The 14674-nt window shown below is 56.8% G+C and carries 19 protein-coding genes; 18 read left to right on the forward strand and 1 reads right to left on the reverse strand.

Going from position 1 to position 14674, the window contains the following annotated elements:
* Positions 1-3 precede the first annotated feature (3 nt).
* The 5 genes from BSK21_RS04615 to BSK21_RS04635 are packed head-to-tail and all read left to right on the forward strand — an operon-like array spanning position 4 to position 4745.
* On the forward strand, positions 4-489 hold the full coding sequence (locus BSK21_RS04615; RefSeq protein ID WP_067549259.1) for a hypothetical protein: 486 nt from the start codon (positions 4-6) through the stop codon (positions 487-489).
* 27 nt (positions 490-516) lie between these two features.
* The gene (locus BSK21_RS04620) at positions 517-2442 is read left to right on the forward strand and encodes an acetyl/propionyl/methylcrotonyl-CoA carboxylase subunit alpha (protein WP_067549256.1); all 1926 of its coding nucleotides are present in this window, start codon (positions 517-519) and stop codon (positions 2440-2442) included.
* Positions 2439-3098 carry a glutathione S-transferase family protein gene (locus BSK21_RS04625; protein WP_067549253.1) on the forward strand — a complete coding sequence of 220 codons (660 nt, stop codon included), beginning with the start codon at positions 2439-2441 and terminating at the stop codon, positions 3096-3098. The genes BSK21_RS04620 and BSK21_RS04625 overlap by 4 nt, the downstream gene beginning before the upstream one ends.
* Positions 3095-3961, forward strand: coding sequence for a hydroxymethylglutaryl-CoA lyase (locus BSK21_RS04630; protein WP_067549250.1), 867 nt, complete (start codon positions 3095-3097; stop codon positions 3959-3961). The genes BSK21_RS04625 and BSK21_RS04630 overlap by 4 nt, the downstream gene beginning before the upstream one ends.
* Positions 3962-3965: 4 nt before the next feature.
* On the forward strand, positions 3966-4745 hold the full coding sequence (locus tag BSK21_RS04635; protein WP_067549247.1) for a crotonase/enoyl-CoA hydratase family protein: 780 nt from the start codon (positions 3966-3968) through the stop codon (positions 4743-4745).
* On the opposite strand, the gene BSK21_RS04640 is transcribed toward BSK21_RS04635, so the two are convergent.
* The gene (locus BSK21_RS04640) at positions 4742-5395 is read right to left on the reverse strand and encodes a GGDEF domain-containing protein (RefSeq protein WP_198039380.1); all 654 of its coding nucleotides are present in this window, start codon (positions 5393-5395) and stop codon (positions 4742-4744) included. The two genes, BSK21_RS04635 and BSK21_RS04640, sit on opposite strands and share 4 nt — an antisense overlap.
* A gap of 258 nt (positions 5396-5653) precedes the next feature.
* On the opposite strand from BSK21_RS04640, the gene BSK21_RS04645 reads away from it, so the two are divergent.
* The 13 genes from BSK21_RS04645 to BSK21_RS16015 all read left to right on the forward strand — a co-directional run bounded on the left by BSK21_RS04645 (position 5654) and on the right by BSK21_RS16015 (position 14544).
* Positions 5654-6019: an NADH-quinone oxidoreductase subunit A gene (locus BSK21_RS04645; protein WP_067549241.1), complete on the forward strand. Its 366-nt coding sequence runs from the start codon at positions 5654-5656 to the stop codon at positions 6017-6019.
* A complete protein-coding gene (locus BSK21_RS04650; protein WP_197498147.1) occupies positions 6010-6543 on the forward strand; it encodes an NADH-quinone oxidoreductase subunit B family protein in 534 nt (177 codons plus the stop codon). Before BSK21_RS04645 ends, BSK21_RS04650 begins: the two co-directional genes overlap by 10 nt.
* A 12-nt stretch (positions 6544-6555) precedes the next feature.
* On the forward strand, positions 6556-7161 hold the full coding sequence (locus BSK21_RS04655; protein WP_067549238.1) for an NADH-quinone oxidoreductase subunit C: 606 nt from the start codon (positions 6556-6558) through the stop codon (positions 7159-7161).
* Positions 7162-7165: 4 nt separating this feature from the next.
* Positions 7166-8062 (forward strand): sulfotransferase, encoded by an 897-nt coding sequence (locus BSK21_RS04660; RefSeq protein WP_067549234.1) that lies wholly within the window; start codon positions 7166-7168, stop codon positions 8060-8062.
* A complete protein-coding gene (locus BSK21_RS04665) occupies positions 8062-9276 on the forward strand; it encodes an NADH-quinone oxidoreductase subunit D (protein ID WP_197498156.1) in 1215 nt (404 codons plus the stop codon). The genes BSK21_RS04660 and BSK21_RS04665 overlap by 1 nt, the downstream gene beginning before the upstream one ends.
* Positions 9276-9536, forward strand: a complete 261-nt coding sequence (locus tag BSK21_RS04670) for a hypothetical protein (RefSeq protein ID WP_067549229.1) — start codon at positions 9276-9278, stop codon at positions 9534-9536. Before BSK21_RS04665 ends, BSK21_RS04670 begins: the two co-directional genes overlap by 1 nt.
* A gap of 70 nt (positions 9537-9606) precedes the next feature.
* The gene (gene nuoE, locus BSK21_RS04675; protein WP_067549227.1) at positions 9607-10686 is read left to right on the forward strand and encodes an NADH-quinone oxidoreductase subunit NuoE; all 1080 of its coding nucleotides are present in this window, start codon (positions 9607-9609) and stop codon (positions 10684-10686) included.
* Between the two features lie 165 nt (positions 10687-10851).
* Positions 10852-11694: a hypothetical protein gene (locus tag BSK21_RS04680; protein WP_067549224.1), complete on the forward strand. Its 843-nt coding sequence runs from the start codon at positions 10852-10854 to the stop codon at positions 11692-11694.
* A 10-nt stretch (positions 11695-11704) separates the two neighbouring features.
* Positions 11705-11920, forward strand: a complete 216-nt coding sequence (locus BSK21_RS04685) for a DUF5337 domain-containing protein (RefSeq protein ID WP_067549222.1) — start codon at positions 11705-11707, stop codon at positions 11918-11920.
* Between the two features lie 13 nt (positions 11921-11933).
* Positions 11934-13214, forward strand: coding sequence for an NADH-quinone oxidoreductase subunit NuoF (gene nuoF, locus BSK21_RS04690; RefSeq protein ID WP_067549219.1), 1281 nt, complete (start codon positions 11934-11936; stop codon positions 13212-13214).
* Between the two features lie 132 nt (positions 13215-13346).
* Complete coding sequence (locus tag BSK21_RS04695; RefSeq protein WP_067549216.1) at positions 13347-13850, forward strand: DUF5333 family protein; 504 nt, start codon at positions 13347-13349, stop codon at positions 13848-13850.
* A 117-nt stretch (positions 13851-13967) separates the two neighbouring features.
* On the forward strand, positions 13968-14357 hold the full coding sequence (locus BSK21_RS04700) for a DUF5333 domain-containing protein (RefSeq protein ID WP_067549213.1): 390 nt from the start codon (positions 13968-13970) through the stop codon (positions 14355-14357).
* A gap of 4 nt (positions 14358-14361) precedes the next feature.
* Positions 14362-14544, forward strand: a complete 183-nt coding sequence (locus BSK21_RS16015; protein ID WP_198039381.1) for a hypothetical protein — start codon at positions 14362-14364, stop codon at positions 14542-14544.
* Positions 14545-14674: the final 130 nt, after the last annotated feature.

Raw genomic sequence — 14674 nt, forward strand, 5'->3', positions numbered from 1 at the left:
ATCATGGCAAAAATGCCGGAAGAAGGCCGTTTCGAATACGGCAAGATGGACAAACAGACGGGCGCTCAGTGGGTGCATGTCACGCCAGAAATGGCGCGGGCACATCCGCAGGGGAAACTCAACCTCCCGCTCTGGCTGATCACTGGCGTTTTTGCAGCTTTCGGCCTGTTGCAACTGGTTGAGTTCGCTCAGTTTGGAGACTGGCTGGCCTTGTTCAAGGCCGTTCTCCAACTGCTCACCGCGATCATGTTGGTGATGCGGGCGCCGATTTCCCTGATGTTGGCGGGGGCACAGCTTTTGCTCTCGGTCTTTGGGGCTGTCACGGGCGGAATGCTGAAAAACATGTCCGAGTTGAGCGGGACGGGTGGCTTCGTTGTGCTGGCCTATCTGATCTTTTGCGGTTTGTCGCTGTTCTATCTGTTTGAGGGCGACCGCCCCAACCTGATTTACCGCCACCGCTTCCGCAGTTTTCGCGGCGCGAAGGACTAACACGAGGGGTAGGGAGGCCCCGCTGGTATGTTCGGAAAAATTCTGATTGCCAATCGGGGCGAAATTGCGTGCCGTGTGATCCGCACAGCGCGGGCGCTGGGTGTGAAAACTGTTGCGGTTTATTCCGATGCCGACGCGAATGCGCTGCATGTCGCCATGGCGGACGAAGCCGTGCGTCTGGGGCCAGCGCCTGTCGCCGATAGTTACCTGCGCGGTGACCAGATTATCGAGGCCGCCTTGAAAACGGGTGCCCAAGGGATCCATCCTGGATATGGGTTCCTATCTGAGAACCCTGATTTCGTTGAGGCAGTCGAAAAGGCTGGCCTGACATTTATTGGACCTTCGGCCACCTCTATTCGGGCGATGGGTTTAAAGGACGCCGCTAAGGCGCTGATGGAAAAGGCGAACGTGCCTGTGGTCCCCGGTTATCATGGCGCCGATCAGTCGCCAGATTTTCTCGCTCAGCAGGCTGCAGAAATCGGCTATCCCGTCCTGATCAAAGCCGTCGCAGGTGGCGGTGGTAAAGGGATGCGCCGCGTTGATGACGCAGCCCACTTTGCCGAGGCGCTGGCCTCTGCGCAGGCCGAGGCGCGGACAGCTTTCGGCAATGCGGACGTTCTGATCGAGAAATACATTCTTAGCCCGCGCCACATTGAGGTGCAGGTTTTCGGTGATGGCACCTCTGCTGTGCATCTGTTCGAGCGGGACTGTTCACTCCAGCGTCGTCACCAGAAAGTCATCGAGGAGGCGCCCGCACCGGGCATGACGCCTGATCTGCGCGACCGGATGGGGGCCGCTGCGGTCAAGGCGGCTGAAGCTATCAACTATTCCGGTGCGGGCACGGTCGAGTTCATTGTCGATGGCACGACGATGGATTTCTGGTTCATGGAGATGAACACCCGCCTTCAGGTCGAACACCCTGTGACCGAAGCGATCACGGGCGTTGATCTGGTGGAATGGCAATTGCGTGTCGCCTCGGGTGAGCCGCTACCGATGTCGCAATCTGATCTGACGATCACGGGGCACGCGTTTGAAGCGCGCCTTTACGCCGAAGATGTTCCAGCGGGTTTCCTCCCCGCAACGGGTCGTATCGCCCACTTGCAATTCGCTGACGATGTTCGCGCCGACAGTGGCGTGCGTGCGGGCGATACGATCACCCCTTGGTACGATCCGATGATCGCCAAACTGATCGTGCATGGTCCTGACCGTGACACCGCTTTGCGCCAACTGGCCCGCGCCTGTGCAGAGACTGAAGTGGCGGGCACTGTCACCAACCTCGGGTTCTTGGGTGCGCTTGCACGGCATGATGGCTTTGCGGCAGGTAAGGTCGATACGGGCCTGATCGAGCGTGACCTCGATGCACTGACCCATTGTGCGGCACCTACGGCCGAGACGATTGCCTTGTCCGCGTTGATCGCGATGGGGCTGGATGCGAACCCCGCACCACAAACAGGGTTTACGCTCTGGGCACCTGTTCCGCAGACCATCACGCTGTCGGTCGAAGGGGATGAGGTTGCGGTAAAGGTCACGACTATCTCTGGTGACCGTTTCGAGGTTGCCGTGGGGGACATCACCGTGGCTGTTCGACGGTCGAGCGGTGGCTTGCGTCTGAACGATCAGGCCGCACCCAACTACATAAAACATGGCGACCGCATTACGATCTTTGCTGACCCTGTACTTGAGGTCACGATCCCAGATCCGCTGGACCGTGGCAGCGCAGAAGCAACAAGTGACGCGATTTTGTCCCCGATGCCCGGTCTCCTCCGTGCGATGGAGGTCATAGCGGGCCAAATGGTCAAGGCTGGCGACCGCCTAGCCGTGCTAGAGGCTATGAAAATGGAACACATCCTTCGTGCCCCACGCGATGGTGTGATTGCAACGGTCGGCGCCACGGCAGGGTCGCAAGTCGAAGCAGGCGCGTTGCTCATTGCGCTAGAAGAGGAAGTCGCATGATCCGTCTACACCACTGTGCTGAAACCCGCTCCATGCGGACGCTCTGGCAGCTCAACGAGATCGGCTGCGAGTTCGAAATCCAACGCTACGACTTTGGCAAGGCTCTGCGCTCGGATGAATTCAAGGCGATCAACCCCGTCAGCCGAGTCCCTGCGTTGGAAATCGACGGTGAAGTGCTGATCGAAACGGGCGCAATCGCGGAAATCCTCTGCGAGAAGTTCCCTGAAGCTGGCTTGGGTCGTCCGATTGGCGATCCTGAACGCAATATGTTCCTCCAGCTTATCCATTTCGCAGAGACGATCAGCCAGCATTGCGCAATCCTCACTCAACAGCATGTGATGCTCTATGAAGATCACATGCGGTCCCCGATCCTGACGCAGTTGGAGCCCAAGCGGCTCGCGAAAACCATCGGCTTTATCGAAGAGCGGATGGCGGGCGATTTCCTTCTGTCCGATTTCAGCGCGGCGGATATTTGCGTCGGGCAGGCGATCTACATGGCGCAGCGCTTTGTTCGGCTCGACCCGTTCCCGCGTGTGGCGTCATGGATGGCGCGGATGACCGAACGGCCTGCGTTCCGTGCCTCACTCCCGCTGGAAGGGGAACCGCGTCTATATAATCAGTCGTTCTTTGAACCGATCCCGTCGGAGGGTGCATGACCCACGTCCGCATATATGAGGTCGGCCCACGAGATGGTTTGCAGAACGAAAAAGCTGTTATTGCGGTCGACGATAAGGTCGCGCTGATCAAAGCCTTGGTTGACGCGGGGCTTAAGGACATCGAGGTCGGGTCGTTCGTGTCGCCCAAATGGGTGCCGCAGATGGCAGACACCGACCGCGTGATGGCCGCTCTCGATTATACGAACGATGTCAACTACGCGACCTTGGTCCCGAATGTTAAGGGATGGGAGGGGTTCGTTCAGGCCTCTGCCAATTTGCCACGCAACGCGGGAGAGATCGCTGTTTTCATCGCGGCATCCGAAGGGTTCTCTAAGGCCAACCTCAATTGCACGGTCGAGGAAAGCTTGTCGCGCCTCGCCCCGGTGGTGGAGGCTGCGCAATCCGCAGGCGTTCCCGTGCGGGGCTATGTGTCTTGCATCACCGACTGTCCGTTTGACGGACCGACCCCGCCAGAAGCCGTCGTTCGCGCGGTCGAAGGGTTGCGTCGTCTGGCACCTATGCCTGTCTCGTTGGGTGATACGATCGGGGCAGGGACACCAGAGACCGTGACCCGCGTGATCAAAGCGGTAGCGGAGACGATGCCAATTTCTGATGTCGCAGGGCATTTCCATGACACGGGCGGACGGGCCTTGGACAATGTTCAGGCGTCGCTCGAGCTCGGTGTTCGGGTGTTTGATGCGGCTGTCGGTGGTTTGGGCGGATGTCCCTATGCGCCCGGTGCGCCGGGGAATGTCGCGACCGAAGCGGTGGTCGAACGTGTCGAGGCGCTCGGTTATTCGACGGGGTTAGACCATGCAGCCTTGGCACGGGCTGGGGTCATGGCGCGAAAGCTGCGAGGGTAGGGCGATGGAAACGATCCGCATTGATATTGATGACCGTGGGGTCGCGACGCTGACCTTGGCTCGCTCGGAAAAGCACAACGCACTATCTGCGCAAATGATGGATGAACTGACCGAGGCGGCGCGGAACTTGGGCGCTGATCCTGCCGTGCGTGTCGTGATCCTCGCCGCTGAGGGCGCGAGTTTCTGTGCGGGCGGTGACCTCGGTTGGATGAGAGCGCAGTTTGATACCGATGCGGCGGGACGCGATGTTGAGGCTCGCCGACTTGCCAATATGCTCAGGGCGCTGAACGAAATGCCAAAGCCGTTGATTGGGCGTGTGCATGGGAATGCCTTTGGTGGCGGGGTCGGTATGGCCTGCGTTTGCGATATTGCGATTGCGGCTGATACGGCACTGTTTGGTTTGACAGAGACGCGGCTCGGTCTGATCCCCGCGACCATTGGGCCTTATGTCCTTGCTCGGATGGGGGAGGCGATGGCACGCCGCGTGTTCATGTCGTCGCGGCGGTTTGGCGCGGATGAGGCCGTCACGCTGGGGATCGTTGCAAAGTCGGTTGCGGCAGATGATCTGGATGCTGCTGTTGAGGCCGAGGTCGCGCCTTACCTGTCCTGCGCCCCCGGTGCGGTGGCCGAGGCCAAGGCGCTGGCCCGTCGTTTGGGGCCGCCGATCAATGATCAGGTTATCGACGACACCATTGCGGCCCTCGCGCAGCGTTGGGAAAGCTCTGAGGCGGTCGAAGGCATCGGTGCCTTTTTCGACAAACGCAAACCGCAGTGGCAGAGTTAAGCCGCGATTTCCATTCGTGCACGGCCTGCAGTTTTCGCCCGATAGAGGGCGATGTCTGCGTCCCGCAGAGCCTCGTCCAATGTCATATGCGGACCAACGGTTGCCGCCCCGACAGAAACGGTGACCTGCAATGACGCACCCGTGCCAGTTTCGACCAACAGGCCCATACTGATCTGCTGTCCGATTTGGCGCGCGGTTTCCATCGTGACGTCGGGGAGGAAGATCGCGAACTCTTCGCCTCCGACACGGCCAATGACATCATTCGACCTCAGCAATCCTTGCAGGTGATCGGCCATGACCTGAAGACAATGGTCGCCCGCCGCATGGCCGTAGTTGTCGTTGATGTCCTTAAAGTGGTCCGCGTCCAGCAACAGCATAACACCCTTGTGGCGTGACAGCGCTGACCGTGCCCGCTCCATAAAGGCGCGACGATTTGGGAGACGGGTGAGCATATCGGTGGTCGCCATTTCAACCAATCGGTCCTTGGTCGCGACCTGCCGAGCCCCAATGAATTGCCCACCCAGCATGAACGGCGTTCCGACGATTGATGTCAAAAGAACGATATCCACCAACGGAATCGCATTGGAGCCAAGAACAAAGAACTGAACCACAATCGCCAACAGATTCAGCGGAACAAGTAAAACAACCAAGTTGAAAATTGCACGGCGAACAGACCGAGGTGACATAAAGAAAATGAGGAGCCTTAACACAATATACCTATAATAAAGGGCGATTGGGCGACCCTAGTTCGAAAGTGTTAAGAGTTCCTTGTCATTTGGCCCTGAATTTTGAGTGAGAAAAACAGCGTCAACTATAGCGGCGCTTGGTTGACCCTCTGACGCGGCAGGGGTAAAGCCATGTCGAACGAACGGACCGTGATAGGTCCGTCCTGCAGGAAAGGACCTGTCGTGGAAGAGATGCTTCGCGAATACCTCCCCATTATCGTGTTCCTTGGCCTAGCCATCGCTATCGGCTTGATTCTGGTTCTGGCCGCTGTGGTGGTTGCCGTGCGGAACCCTGACCCAGAAAAAGTGTCGGCCTACGAATGTGGCTTTAACGCCTTCGACGATGCGCGGATGAAATTTGATGTTCGGTTCTACCTTGTGTCGATCCTCTTCATCATCTTCGACCTCGAAGTCGCGTTCCTCTTCCCATGGGCCGTCGCATTCAAGGATCTGAGCATGGTTGGCTTCTGGTCGATGATGGTATTCCTCGCCGTTCTGACGATCGGCTTTGCCTATGAGTGGAAAAAGGGAGCTCTGGAATGGGAGTGATGACTGGCGTCAACACCGCCGGCGTAGACAAAGAAGTTGTCACGCAGGAGATCAACCGCGAGCTTCAGGACAAGGGTTTCCTTGTTACGTCCACTGCTGACATCATCAACTGGGCGCGTACCGGTTCGCTGCACTGGATGACCTTTGGTCTGGCGTGCTGTGCGGTTGAAATGATGCACACCTCTATGCCGCGTTACGACCTCGAACGTTTCGGCACCGCACCGCGCGCATCTCCGCGCCAGTCGGACCTGATGATCGTTGCGGGCACGCTGACCAACAAAATGGCGCCTGCGCTTCGTAAGGTTTACGACCAGATGCCAGAGCCGCGCTATGTGATCTCGATGGGGTCCTGTGCAAACGGCGGTGGGTACTACCACTATTCCTATTCGGTTGTTCGTGGATGTGACCGCATTGTTCCGGTTGACGTTTACGTTCCGGGCTGCCCTCCGACAGCAGAAGCTCTGCTCTACGGTATCCTGCAGCTTCAGCGCAAAATCCGCCGCACCGGCACTATCGTTCGCTAAGAGGGGGTTGTCATGTCCGAAGCACTAAAGGAACTTGGCGCTCTACTCGAGCTGAAGAAGTCCGATGCCGTTCTCGGTTGGGATGTCACCTATGGTGAGCTGAACGTCGATGTTGCGCCGTCGCAATTGGTAGCTTTTGTCGAGTTTCTGAAAACCGACCAGTCCTGCCAGTTTTCGTCGCTTGTCGATATTACTGCTGTTGACTATCCGGGCCGCGCAAAACGGTTCGACGTGGTTTACCACTTCCTGTCGATGTATCAGAACCACCGCATTCGTCTGCGTGTGTCGATCCGCGAAGAAGAAATGGTTCCGTCGATCATTGAAGTTCACCCCTCGGCCAACTGGTTCGAGCGTGAAGTCTTTGACATGTTTGGTATCCTGTTCTCGGGTCACCCAGACCTGCGCCGCATTTTGACCGACTACGGTTTCCGTGGTTATCCGCTGCGCAAGGACTTCCCTACCACTGGTTACACCGAGGTTCGCTACGACGAAGCGCAAAAGCGCGTTGTTTATGAGCCCGTTAAACTGGTTCAGGAATATCGTCAGTTCGACTTTATGTCGCCGTGGGAAGGTGCTGAATACATCCTTCCGGGTGACGACAAGGCAGCGGCGAAGTAATCGAATGACCGATCAGACCCTCCTTTACTGTGTAGGCGCGACGAAGGCAGGCACGTCCTGGCTTTATCGTATGCTGCATGGTCATCCGGAGTGTCTGGTACGCGACGTGAAGGAAGCCCACTATTGGGATACCTTCGACGCGAAACGCTGTGCGGGCCAGTTGTCGGCCTTCGCTGCCAATCATTCGAAAATGCTCGAGACCCGCGAAATGGTGCGCCGCAATGGCAACAAGCACCGTGAGGCTAACCTGACCCGTCAAATCGACGATATGGTTGGTCTGGTCGACGTGCTGGAGAGCCCACGTGACGATGATGCTCGCTATTGGGCATGGTTGTCGAGCGGCGGAGAGGGCAAACGTGTGGTGGCAGAGATGACCCCTGCGTATGGTCTCTTGGATGAGGCGATGCTGACACGCATGTCTGCGCTGCGTCCGATGACAAAGTTTGTCTATCTGATCCGTGACCCGCTTGACCGTTTGTGGAGCCATATTCGCATGGTGGTCTCGCGCCAGCATGGTGATGCCAACCTCGAGGCGCGCGCCAATGATGCGATGGCGAAAGTGATCGCTGGGCAGAAGCACGCGGATGTCGCTGAACGCGGTGACTATCGCGCGACCATCGAAAAACTGCGCCGCGTAGTTCCGGCATCGCGGTTGCTGGTAGAATTTTCCGAACGCCTGATGACGGCGGAGGGCTGGGCGCGTGTTTGCGCGTTTCTGGGCCTGACCCACATCGCGGCGGACAAAGAACGCAAAGTCCATGAAGGCGCCAAGGCCCGCATGGACGCAGGGCTGGCAGCGGATGCTGTTCGGTTCCTCAAAGATCAATACGATTGGGTCGCCGAAAACGTCGGCCCGCTGCCATTGAACTGGCAGAATAACCTTGCGAGGGCATACGCATGATGGATGGTGGCAAAGGCTTCGAGGACGCTCAGACGGGCGAACAGAAGATCCGTAACTTCAACATCAACTTCGGCCCGCAGCACCCTGCGGCTCACGGCGTGTTGCGTCTGGTTCTGGAACTGGACGGTGAGATTGTTGAACGCTGCGACCCGCATATCGGTCTGCTGCACCGTGGCACCGAAAAGCTGATGGAAAGCCGCACCTATCTGCAGAACCTTCCGTATTTCGACCGTCTCGACTACGTGGCGCCGATGAACCAAGAACACGCTTGGTGCTTGGCCATCGAACGTCTGACCGGCACTGAAGTTCCGCGTCGTGCTTCGCTGATCCGCGTTCTCTATTCCGAGATTGGCCGCGTCCTGAACCACCTTCTGAACGTCACAACGCAGGCTATGGACGTTGGTGCGCTGACACCGCCGCTCTGGGGCTTTGAAGAGCGTGAGAAGCTGATGATTTTCTACGAACGTGCCTGTGGCGCACGTTTGCACGCAGCATATTTCCGTCCCGGCGGTGTTCACCAAGACCTGCCAGACGCGCTTCTGGACGATATCGAAGAGTGGGCGAACCACTTCCCGAACGTTCTCGATGACATCGACGGCCTGCTGACCGAGAACCGTATTTTCAAACAGCGTAACGTTGATATCGGCGTTGTGACCGAAGAAGACATCCAGAAATGGGGCTTCTCGGGCGTGATGGTGCGTGGCTCCGGCCTTGCATGGGACCTGCGTCGTGCGCAGCCCTACGAATGCTATGATGAGTTTGAGTTCCAAATTCCCGTTGGCAAAAACGGCGACTGTTTCGACCGCTATCTCGTCCGCATGGAAGAGATGCGTCAGTCGACGTCGATCATCAAACAAGCGATTGCGAAATTGCGGGTTGAAGGGGGCGACGTTCTGGCCCGTGGTAAGATCACGCCGCCGAAACGTGGCGACATGAAGACCAACATGGAATCTTTGATCCACCACTTCAAACTTTACACCGAAGGCTTCCACGTGCCTGAGGGCGAGGTTTACGCAGCGGTTGAAGCTCCGAAAGGCGAATTCGGCGTCTACCTGAAGGCCGACGGCTCGAACAAACCATATCGTGCTAAACTGCGCGCACCGGGCTATCTGCACCTGCAGGCAATGGACCACATTGCGTCTGGTCACCAGCTCGCTGACGTGGCTGCCATCATCGGTACGATGGACGTTGTGTTCGGGGAGATTGACCGCTGATGAAGCGTTTTGGGTTGGTTGTGTTAGCCTGTCTGCCCGGTAGTGTGTTTGCCGATGTTACGGCTGATAAGGCCGCGCTGTCCAAGGCTATTGAGGCCGCAGGTTGTGTGGTTACCGCCGATAACGGCGATGAGATTTTTCAGGCCTCTGGTCTGACCGAAGAGCAAGTATTTGCTGCCGTAGCCGCGCTTTATGAGTCGGGGCAGGCGGTTCTTCAACCCGACGGGAGCATGTCGCTCCAGACTGAGGCGTGCAAGTGAGCCGCCGCGCAGAAATTGAAACCAAGGTTGGTGCATACCGCGCCGCCGAAAAGACCGGAGCCTGACGCCGATGCTTCGCCGTTTGCACCACGAACAGCCCTCGTCCTTTGCTTTTACCCCTGCGAACCTTGCATGGGCTGAAGGTCAAATTCAAAAGTACCCCGAAGGCCGTCAGGCATCAGCGATCATTCCGCTGCTGTGGCGTGCCCAAGAGCAAGAAGGTTGGCTGACCCGTCCAGCAATCGAAACGGTCGCTGATATGCTCGGTATGGCCTACATTCGTGCGCTTGAGGTGGCATCGTTCTACTTCATGTTCCAACTGCAACCCACGGGTTCGATCGCTCATATCCAGATCTGCGGTACGCTGTCGTGCATGATCTGCGGTGCTGAAGACCTGATCGGAGTCTGCAAAGAAAAGATCAACGAAGCGCCGTTCACTCTGTCTGCTGATGGCAAATTCACTTGGGAAGAAGTGGAATGTCTGGGTGCTTGCACCAACGCGCCGATGGCTCAGATCGGTAAAGACTACTACGAAGACCTCACCGCTGATGGCCTGCGTAAACTGCTCGACGATCTTGCTGCTGGCAAGGTTCCGACACCGGGTCCGCAGAACGGCCGTTACGCGGCAGAGCCTCTGTCGGGTCTGACCTCGCTGACCGATCACGAGAGCGGTAAGCACCAGTACAACGCCTCCGCTCAGTTGGCTGTTGATATCGGTGACACAGTAAAACGCATCGACGGCACCGAAGTTCCGCTTTTGACACCGTGGATCAAATCTGGCGCGACCGCTGCAAAAGCACCTGCCAAAAAAGTAGCTACGAAACCTGCTGCGAAGAAAGCTCCGGCAGAGAAGGCGGCAAAGCCTGCTGCTGCACCGGCGAAAGCGGCTGAGGTTACTTCGGTTGACGAAAAACAGCCGGAAGTTCTGACCGCACCGCGCGCGTCTGGTAAAGACGACCTCAAGAAGATCTCTGGCGTTGGTCCGAAGCTCGAGGCGCTGTTAAACGAGCTCGGCTTCTATCACTACGACCAGATCGCGAAATGGACTGCTCAAGAAGTCGCATGGGTTGATGCCCGTCTGACCTTTAAGGGTCGCATCGAGCGTGATGATTGGATGGCTCAGGCTGCGAAACTCGCCTCTGAATCGTAAGAATATCGCCTCAGGTCGCGCCTAGACTGTGTAAATATTACACTTTAGGCGCGATCTGAGGTGGATTTGCTATCAAATTTTACAAATTTGAGTAGTCTTCCTTTAGAAGGGCACAGAGGCCTCCAGCAAATGAGAGGCTCATGGGACGTTGAAGGAGTTTAGACTATGACTAATTCGAATACAGGTTGGGGTTGTCGGCAGATCAGCTGGCTCGCTGCCGCTATTATTGGTGTTGTTGCAGCCATCATTCTTGGCGTTGCTGCACACTGGGGATGGTTCCTCGCTGTTCTTGCAGGGATTGTTGTGGCTGTGATTGCGGGCCTGATCCTGACGTATTTCTTCTGCGGCGAGGCCACTGCGCCTGCAAGCAGCGCATCTACATCATCCACACCTGCGGCCTCAGAGGCTCCCGCTCCGGTTGCTGCGGCACCTGCTGAACCCGCACCGACTGCAGCTCCTGCCGCGGTACCCGCTGCCGCACCTGCTGCTCCTGCCGCTCAGATCAAACCGTCCAAAGCTCTCGCTGGCGAAGAAGAACTCGCCTCTCAGAAGGGCGATTGGAAATACGAAGCGCCTGCTGCTGAGCCAGCAAAACCAGCTAAGAAAGCCGCAGCAAAACCAGCCGCCAAAGCGGCGCCGAAAGCTGAAAAAGCCGCGAAGCCTGCTGCGAAAACGACCAAGTCAAAGGCTACTGCTGCGAAGGCACCTACTCCAGCTGCCGACGGGGGTAAACCAGCGGCGCTGAGCGCACCGCGTGGTGGCAAAGCGGACGACCTGAAGGTCATCGAAGGCATCGGCCCGAAATTGGAAGAATTGGTAAACAGCTACGGCGTGTATCACTACGACCAAATTGCGGCTTGGAGCGCGGAAGAGGTTGCTTGGATGGATAGCAACATGCCGCGCTTTAAAGGGCGTGTGACCCGTGACAAATGGGTGGCACAGGCTAAAATTATTGTTGAAGAAGGCATCGAAGCATTCCTTGAACGTGCCAAGACCAACGATTACTAACTGACTCACCATGACCCACGATCCGAAACAACCGACACCTCAAAATGGCCAACGTTCCGCGTTGTTCCTCGCTGGTGTGGGTGTGTTTTGGATCGTGGCGACATGGGCCGGAGGTCAATTTGGGCTGTCCAATCGGACTCGTGCCCTTTTTGATATTATCGCCCTCGTCGGATTCGGCTGGGCTTTATGGATGACTTATGGCATCTGGCGGTCACGCCAGAAGTGATGAAAGGTGAGCCATGCTCAAGGATCAGGACCGGATTTTCACCAACCTCTACGGCATGCACGACCGCACCCTCGCTGGTGCGAAGGCGCGCGGGCATTGGGATGGTACTGCGGATATTATTAAAAAAGGCCGCGACTGGATCATTGATGAAATGAAAGCCTCCGGTCTGCGTGGCCGTGGTGGCGCGGGCTTCCCCACCGGTTTGAAGTGGTCCTTCATGCCGAAAGAATCAGATGGTCGCCCCAGCTACCTTGTCGTTAACGCCGACGAATCAGAGCCGGGCACCTGTAAAGACCGTGAAATCATGCGCCACGATCCGCATACGCTGATCGAAGGCTGCCTGATTGCGTCTTTCGCAATGAATGCACATGCCTGCTACATCTACATTCGTGGTGAATACATCCGCGAACGTGAAGCGCTGCAAGCTGCGATTGACGAAGCTTATGACGCTGGCCTTCTGGGTAAGAACGCTGCTGGCTCTGGCTGGGACTTCGATCTTTATCTGCACCACGGTGCAGGCGCTTACATCTGTGGTGAAGAAACCGCGCTGCTCGAAAGCCTCGAAGGTAAAAAGGGTATGCCGCGCATGAAGCCGCCGTTCCCTGCTGGTGCAGGTCTCTACGGATGCCCGACCACTGTAAACAACGTTGAATCGATTGCTGTTTGCCCGACCATCTTGCGTCGTGGTGCGTCGTGGTTCTCTGGCATGGGGCGTCCGAACAACGTCGGCACCAAACTCTTTGCGATCTCTGGTCACGTCAACAACCCCTGTGTTGTTGAAGAAGAGATGGGCATCACCTTCGAAGAGCTGATCGAAAAGCACTGCGGTGGCATCCGTGGCGGCTGGGATAACCTTCTTGCCGTTATTCCGGGTGGTTCGTCTGTTCCCTGCGTTCGCGGCGAAAAGATGAAAGACGCGATCATGGACTTCGATTACCTGCGCGGTGAACTGGGCTCTGGCCTAGGTACTGCGGCGGTGATCGTCATGGATAAATCGGTCGACATCGTGAAAGCGATCTGGCGTCTTTCCAAGTTCTACAAACACGAATCTTGTGGTCAGTGCACTCCGTGCCGTGAGGGTACAGGTTGGATGATGCGCGTGATGGAACGTCTGGTTCAGGGCAATGCATCGGTTGAAGAAATCGACATGCTTTGGGACGTGACCAAACAGGTTGAAGGCCACACTATCTGTGCGCTCGGCGACGCGGCGGCTTGGCCGATCCAAGGTCTGATCCGCAACTTCCGCCCAGAGATCGAAGAACGTCTCAAGGGTCGCGCCATCGCAGCAGAATAATCGAGACTGACAGAGTTTCATGAGGCCACCCTTCGGGGTGGCCTTTTTCGTTACGGATGGGCTGAAAATCCTTGCTTGTTATGGGTGAAATATAGAGTGATAAATCGCCAATAGATTTAATTGGAGGATATTATGAGATCTTTATTTGGTGCAGGATTTGTTGCTGTTTTGGTCGTGGCTGGGTGTGTTGAAACTCAAGCACCAATGACGACGGTCGCCGCTTCGGCTCAAGCAGCGCCAGTGGTGAGCCAGACAGATCGTGTTCGCGCAGGCGCGAATGGGAATCGGTCCGCGCTACGGAGCCAGCTCGAAATCGAAGTGTTGGATGCTGTAATGCCCGTTGTTCTAGCGCAGCGCATCAGTCGCAATTGCGGGCGACAGTTCACGTTCCTGTCGAACAAGGCGGATACATATTACGCCGACCTTGAGGAACAAATGCGAGATCGTGGATATTCTTCGCAGGATTTCGAACACGTAGTCCGCAATCTTCCTGAAGCAGAGGCACAAGCGCGTGTAATTTCCTGGGTTCAAGAGCGAAGTGTCGTGATTACGGACAGCGCGACTTGGTGTCCTGCTGGACAAGCGGAAATTGCTGAAGGCACAGAGATTGCTAATTTCCTTCGCGCTCGTGGTTAACGGCGAAAACTGACCGATAAACACGATAACGCGCCGTTGCTATTGAATAGCAGCGGCGTAAGTCTTTTTTATCCGCACATGATCCGGACCGATCAACGCCGGAAGATCGGATATTAGATGCGTTACCTCTTGCCGTTCACTTTTGCGCTTATGGCAACCCAAGCCTCGGCTCTGCCGCCTCTCAAGGACGTTGCTGAAATCCGCGACGGGATTATCGCGGCAGGGATGGCGATTGAGATTGGGGATAAATGCGACAGCATCTCGGTTCGGTTGCTGCGTGGGGCGTTGTTCTTGAACAGTCTCAAATCGCGGGCCGAAGAGCTGGGGTATTCGCGGGCCGATATAGATGCCTATGTCGATGATAAGGTCGAGAAGGCTCGGCTCGAAGATATCGCACGGGCGCAGCTCGCGGATCTGGGTGCGGTGACGGGGCAGGGGGACACCTATTGTGTCGTTGGACGGTCCGAAATGGATGCGCAAACCGCCGTTGGCCGACTGTTGCGTTGATTCTATGTTCAAATCAGAGTGCTGCGGGGACTGTGGCGTTCCCCTTTACAAAACCGATGTCGATTGCCCCGTTTGTTCGGTCAGAAGCACCGCACAGGCCCCAGCCCCCTTTTTCATAGCGGTTTTCGTTGTTTTGATCGCAATTTTCGCCGCTGTGCCGATCTTTGCCGCAATGCTGCTGATCTAAAAGAAATCGGTAAAACCTGAAATTTACCTCAGTTTTGGTGACGTTCGCGCTGGCATAGCGCGGCAAGCCGCGTTAGAACCGCCGCGACTGTATGCATCTGCGTGCGTGCCATGCGGAGCTTTGGGTCGTA

Source organism: Marivivens sp. JLT3646 (assembly GCF_001908835.1).
Lineage (GTDB): Bacteria > Pseudomonadota > Alphaproteobacteria > Rhodobacterales > Rhodobacteraceae > Marivivens > Marivivens geojensis.